The organism is Novipirellula sp., assembly GCF_041583735.1.
Taxonomy (GTDB): Bacteria; Planctomycetota; Planctomycetia; order Pirellulales; family Pirellulaceae; genus Novipirellula.
Genome location: NZ_JBFHFD010000490.1, coordinates 1 through 6,494, shown reverse-complemented (window position 1 = coordinate 6,494; position 6,494 = coordinate 1). Strand labels below are relative to the sequence as shown.

The window sequence follows — 6,494 nt, the reverse complement described above, 5'->3', positions numbered from 1 at the left end:
TTCTCTGTAGTGCTTCTTAAAAAAATGGTCCAGGATCTCGGTTCGCATTCACAGTGGGATGACGCTGCTATTTAACCACGGGTGGAGACTTGTAAATCCAGCCGGGGATTAAATACGTCGCTAAGTTTTGGTGGAAGCAGACTGTCCGTCAATGGTTTGGTCGAGCCAGCGAGCGATTTCTTCGGGATCGTCCATGACTCGGAATCGTTGAACGTCTTGAGAGTCAATACAGCCTTTCTCAAGCACCGTGGTTTGTAACCAATCGACGATGGGCCGCCAAAACTCGCTGCCCACCAGTACCACGGGGAACTGCGCCAGCTTGCCCGTCTGGATCAACGTCAGTGATTCAAAGAACTCGTCGAACGTGCCGAATCCGCCTGGGAAAATCAGGAAGCCGCGAGCGTATTTGGCAAACATCATCTTGCGGACGAAGAAGTAACGGCAGGTGTAGGACGCGTCGCAGTAGGGATTGATCGTCTGTTCGTGCGGCAGTTCGATGTTCAGACCGATCGAGGGGCTGCCGGCGTCACGCGCCCCACGGTTGCTGGCTTCCATGATTCCGGGGCCGCCGCCGGTGATGATCGCGAACCCTCGTTCCCCCAACCGCTGACATGTTTGATGGGCGAGTTGATAAGAAGGGTCGCTCTCGGGCAATCGTGCGCTGCCAAACACCGCCACCGATCGATGTCGACCTTCCAAAGCACGTGTCATGATCTCGATGCCTTGGATCAAGTCGCTTTGGATCCGTAGGACTCGCCAAGGATCTTCGTGCAAAAAGCTAATCGGACGGCGGGTTGCGCTATCTAAGAATTCCAGATCTGGATCTTCTGCCGCAACCGGGAAGATTTCGTCAACCTTGACCGATTCAGTCGCCGCGTCACTCGTTGCTTCGCTTTCGGGGGTATCGCTGATTGAATCTCTTTTAACCGCTACCGCATTCGGTTGGCTGGCGTCGACAAGACTAGGCCCTTGATCATTGAACTCGTGCACCTCGCCGTACGAGGGAACGGATACATCAAACCCGAACCGCGTCTGGATGCTGCGTTTCAGTGCGAGAGCCGAGCTTTCCTCGCCGTGAGTCAAGAAGACCTTTCGCGGTGGTTGCTCGAAGTGATTCAGCCACTGCAGCAATCCGGTGCGATCGGCGTGCCCCGACAATCCGAAGACCTGCTGGATCTTGGCGCCAACGCTGTACTGGCGACCGTGAATGCGGACTTCTTTTTCGCCCGCCAGCAGCCGGCGGCCCAATGTGCCTTCGGCCTGAAAACCGACGAACAGGATGGTGGATTCGGGGCGACGAATGTTGCTTCGCAGATGATGTTTGATTCGGCCCGCGTTACACATTCCCGCCGGCGCCATGATGATGCAGGGCTTCTTGTGGTGGTTAATCGATTTTGATTCATCAACCGTTCGTGTCATTGTCAAACCGGGAAAGTGAAGCGGCGGTTCATCACACTCCACTGCTCGCACTGTCTCATCATCCAGCCAACTGGTGAATCGCCGAAAGATATTCGTGACGTCGTACGCCATCGGGCTATCGAGAAAGATAGGGACGTCGGGAATTCGGTTTTTGTGGACCAAGCGACTCAGGAAATACATCATCTCTTGAGCCCGTTCGACGGCGAACACGGGGATAATCAAATTACCGCCACGTTTGATGGTGTCGTTGACAATCGTTTCAAGCTGTTCTTCGACATTCCCACCCGCCTCGTGGTCGCGGTCGCCGTAAGTCGATTCCATCACGACATAGTCGGCACGCCGAAAATAGGTGGGATCATGAATCAGCGGTTTGTCGTGTTGCCCCAAGTCTCCCGAAAAGACGATCGTTCGCTCGCTGTCAGGCTCTTCGGCTCGAATTTCTAGTGACGCCGATCCAAGGATGTGTCCTGCATCGTGCCAAGTCACCGTGATGCCGGGCACGATTTCGGTGGCAACGCGATAGTCGACTCCACGAAATAGCTCGATCGCTTTCTCAACGTCCTTGTCTGTATAGAGAGGCACTATCTCGTGCGGTCCGGTGCGTCCCTCCTTGCGATGACGTCGCCGCTTGTATCTGGCGTCTTCGGCTTGAATCTTGGCCGAGTCCTTGAGCATCACATCGGCCAGTGCCATGGTCGGCCTTGTGGCAAAGATTCGGCCTCGGAAACCATCCGCTACGAACTTGGGAACGAGTCCGATGTGGTCGATATGAGCGTGCGTGAGAACCAAGGCATCGATACTGCCCGCGGGAATCGGACAGGCATCCCAATTGCGCGACAGAAAATCGCGTTCTTGGACCATGCCGCAATCAATCATGATCCTTTTGCCGCAGGCTTCCAAGCAATAACGTGAACCGGTCACGTTTCGATTCGCGCCTAGGAATGTGATTTTCATCGTCGGACTCCATTTCTCGTTTGGCGTTATCCGCGGGCAATGAGATGGCATCCCCACAATGATTTCCGTTTCGACCCAGGTCGATTATATCACAACCGAGTTGATGGCTGCTGTGAACCAGAGCGGCGATCGTTTCACAGTCCGCCCTGCGAAACGATCCGATGCGAGTCATGCTCCCTCGCATCAAACGTTTAAGATGCTCAGGATGAACAGCAGGGCCGCGATGATACCGATCAGCAAACCGGCAACGGTATCGTTCTCTAAAGCACGACTCAGAGCTTCAATTCGATGTGTATAGAAAATCGTCAGCTTGGCGCGCAAGCGACTCGTCATGTCGATGACGGTGGATGCTTCGATGACGCTAATCGATGTCCACACACTGCCGCATTTTTTTAACGCCAGCGTCAGCGGAACCAACAAGTCACCAGCGGGAATGTGGACCTTCTTCAGCGATCGCCGTAGTCCGCCCACCAAGGAAACCAACAAGACGATCACGACCGCGATCAGGATTGGCCAGGTTGCGGCCCACGCCTTGTCAGGGGCTAGCGAGAACCAGCGGGCTTCGGCCGTGAGTGACCAGCGCAATCCGAAAAACAACAGCACGACACAAACCGTTAGCATCCCCCACGGAATCGCGATCGCTCGCGTCAGCACGCCATGCAAATGCGAGCGGCTGGGACGGACCAGATACAGGAACCGCGAAACCAGCAACGCGGTTGTGATGCTTGTCAGTGGCAGAATCGAGGCGAGTGCCGAGGCCCAAGGGGCTGCCAACAGCGACGCAGATTCCTTGAGTGCCATTTTTGCTGCAAGCCCGGTCGTCAGCGGAAGTCCCGCCAAAGAGAATCCGGCAACCACCAAACCGGCGTTCACCAGAGTTCGCTGCCATGCTGCCTGCATTTCAGCTTGCGCGACCCCGACGCCTAGAAACAGCGAAGCCTTGGCGATGGCATGGTGGGCTGCGTAAACGAGGATCGCTGCGGAAATCATGGGCCACGACGAAGGAGCCATCATCGCGATGCCAATCATGACGCCGACAAGCCCCATTTGGCTGACACTTGAATAGGCCAAAACCGTTTTGGGGTTGTCTTGTGTTAGTCCAAACAAAACGGCCACGAAGGTGGAGGTGAATCCGACGACGATGCAAGCGACGCCCCAGTCGTTCATGGCAACTGCGCCCAATGGCAAAAAACGGAGCATCCCCAGCAATCCGGTTTTGATGATCGCACCACTCAAGACCGCGCTGGCCGGCGTGGGCGCCGCCGGGTGAGCCAGCGGCAGCCAAACGTGCAGCGGCATCAAGCCTAACTTGATCCCGAACCCGACCACAATCAAACCCACAATGGCGTGCCGAAACGGTGACAACGCAAGCTTCTCGGCCAAGCCGGCGAAATGCAGCGTCTCGGTTTGTTGTGCGGTCAAGAGAACGGCCCAGAACAGCAAGACTTCGCCAAGGATAACCAGCATGATGTAGATGCGGCCTGCACGAAGGCTAGCCGGTTTGCGATCGTGGACGATCAATCCGTATGCGGCAAGACTCATCACGGTGTAGAACAGCAAAAAGCTGCCCATGTCCTGCGAAACAATGACTCCCAAATTGCCCAGCATCGTTATCAAATGAAACAGGTCAAAGCGGTCTCGCGCCGCGTCCTTTGCCAAGTAAGCGTCTGCATAGATTCCCGCGGCCAGCCACAGGACGGAAGTGAATGCCAGGAAGACTCGTCCGGTTGCGTCCAGCCCCAGTCGCGAACCGAACAGCAACCAAGGTAGATCGACGGCAAAATCCGACGCGACAATCGACAGTAGCAGTGCCGGCAGTGGCGCCCATGCTGTAAGCCGCCGCAATCGTCGGCGTGTCGACGGCAGGGGCCATGCCGCAATCAGCACCAGCGGAAAGAGAATCGTCAGCAGCAACAGAATTTCGTTCATGGCCGGTACTCCCGCTCAACGATCAGCCGGGCCCAATCCAGCGGGCTGAACGGGATGCTGGCAAGAAGTCCGACCAAGACCACAGAGATGGCGGTAAAAACCGGCGGGACCAGTAGCCAAAGATGGGTTTCGAACCGTCCGCGTTCGTGATCGTGCGGCCACGGGCCGTCGGGCGGTTTGAACCAAGTGGCGTACACAATCGGCAGAAAGTAGATTGCGTTCAGCACCGTGCTGCCTGCCAACACCCCGACCACCCACCATTGCCCCGCAGCGATCGCCCCGCTTCCCAGCAACCACTTGCTGACAAAACCTGCCATCGGTGGGACGCCGATCATCCCCAACGCTGCGATCGTGAATGCGGCCATCGTCCAAGGCATCCGTCGGCCGACTCCATTGAGTTGGCTGACCTTATGGATGCCCAGCGTTTCCGCCAAATTACCTGCGGCAAAGAACAGCGTGATCTTCATCAGTCCTTGATGGACCAGATGCACGATCCCGCCAACGGTCGCTATCGGGCCCGCGATGGCAGTCCCTAAGGCGATATAAGAAACCTGGCTGATGGTCGAGTAGGCCAATCGTCGCTTCAAGTCGTCCTGATAGACCGCCCGTATCGATCCGTACAAAATCGTCACCGCGGCCACGATCGCCAACGGAGTCGCGACGCCAAGCTCTGCAGAAAATCCCACGCCGAACACGTCGTAGACCACTCGCACGATGCCAAAGGCGCCCGCTTTGACGACAGCCACCGCGTGCAACAGCGCGCTGACCGGCGCGGGCGCCACCATGGCTTCGGGTAGCCAACCGTGCAGCGGAACCAAGGCTGCCTTGACGCCAAAACCGAGAATCAGCAACGCAAAGATCCAGCGAAACGTGTTGCGATACTCATGGCCGGCACTCTCCAGGAAACCGCCAACGACGAACTCGACCGGACCGACGATCGACTGCAGCCAAACCATTGCCAACAACAGAACCGCGCCACCGGATACCGTGTACGCCAGATAAATCCGTCCGCCGCGAATCGATTCCGGGGTGCCACGATGGACGACCAACGGATACGTCGTCAAGGTTAGCATCTCGTAGAAGACCAAAAACGTCAGCAGGTTAGCGGATAGAGCAACTCCTGATGTCGCCGCCACACACAAGCTGAAAAAGCCAAAGAAGCGACCTCGGTGCGGCGAATACTCCAGATAACCGATCGCATAAATCGTTGTCAAAAACCACAACACGGCCGACAGCGTCAGGAACAGCAACGAGAACGGATCGGCGTGCAGTGCAAAATCGATACTTTGAGTGATGGGAAAACGCACCACGTAAACGTGGTTTTGAGACACACCCCACAGCATCATTGCCACGAGCAACAGTTTCACCGACGCACCGCCGAGATTGAGAATCGTGCGGGCCCGACGGCGTTCTTCGCCCAGTGCGAAAATGACCAGCCCCGGAATCAACGAACTGGCAATGACCAGCAGTGGCAGCAGGTGATCCAAGTTCATGGTGTGCCTCCGCCGCTTGCTGGTGAAAAAGGGGCCCCGATTTCCAGCAACCCCAGTGGTTGATACGCCATCACGCCCAAGGCCAACGCTGCGATGGCCAACGCGAGCGGCGTCCACTGCATCCAGGGCGAGATCGGACGCGTCGCTGTCAGATCGGACGCGATCGGATCGATGTTCTCAAACGACTTGGCCACCACGCGAAACACATAGACCGCGGCGAGAATGCCCCCGATCAGCATCACCAGGGCGTAACTCCAGCGACCGGACGTGACCGCGGAATTCAGCAGCAGCCACTTCGACAGAAACACGCCACTGGGCGGCAGCCCCATCAAACTGACCCCGGCAATCGCGAAGGCAAAGATTGTCACGGGTTGTCGCTGAGCCGCCCCGGCCAATTCATCGATGCGGTCACTGTCGTGTGCGTACTTCAGCGACCCCGCCGCCAAAAACGCTGCCGCTTTCGCCAATGCATGCGACATCGCGAGGTAGACCGCCCCGCTCCATGCATTCCACGCAACGGTCGTCTCGCTAGTCAATGAGAAGACCAGAAACAGATAACCGATCTGAGCGACCGTCGAATAAGCGACCAGCAGCTTCAAATGCGTTTGGCGAATCGCTTGAATCGAACCCCACAAAATCGCAATCGCACCGAGAACACCCAGCAAGTGACCTGCCGGTCGCAAGTCCGCGTAAGGAAAG

4 protein-coding genes are annotated in these 6,494 nt (G+C 56.9%); all 4 read right to left on the bottom strand.

The annotated features are described in order from the left end of the window. Nucleotides 1–120: 120 nt before the first annotated feature. Nucleotides 121–2,373, bottom strand: a complete 2,253-nt coding sequence (locus ABX962_RS26500; RefSeq protein WP_372723880.1) for a TIGR00730 family Rossman fold protein — start codon at nucleotides 2,371–2,373, stop codon at nucleotides 121–123. Nucleotides 2,374–2,556: 183 nt separating this feature from the next. Continuing rightward, nucleotides 2,557–4,302, bottom strand: coding sequence for a complex I subunit 5 family protein (locus ABX962_RS26495; RefSeq protein WP_372723878.1), 1,746 nt, complete (start codon nucleotides 4,300–4,302; stop codon nucleotides 2,557–2,559). Then, complete coding sequence (locus ABX962_RS26490) at nucleotides 4,299–5,795, bottom strand: complex I subunit 5 family protein (RefSeq protein ID WP_372723876.1); 1,497 nt, start codon at nucleotides 5,793–5,795, stop codon at nucleotides 4,299–4,301. Before ABX962_RS26490 ends, ABX962_RS26495 begins: the two co-directional genes overlap by 4 nt. After that, nucleotides 5,792–6,494 (bottom strand): proton-conducting transporter membrane subunit (locus ABX962_RS26485; RefSeq protein WP_372723874.1); only part of this gene is annotated, 703 nt, incomplete at its 5' end. The genes ABX962_RS26485 and ABX962_RS26490, both read right to left, overlap by 4 nt.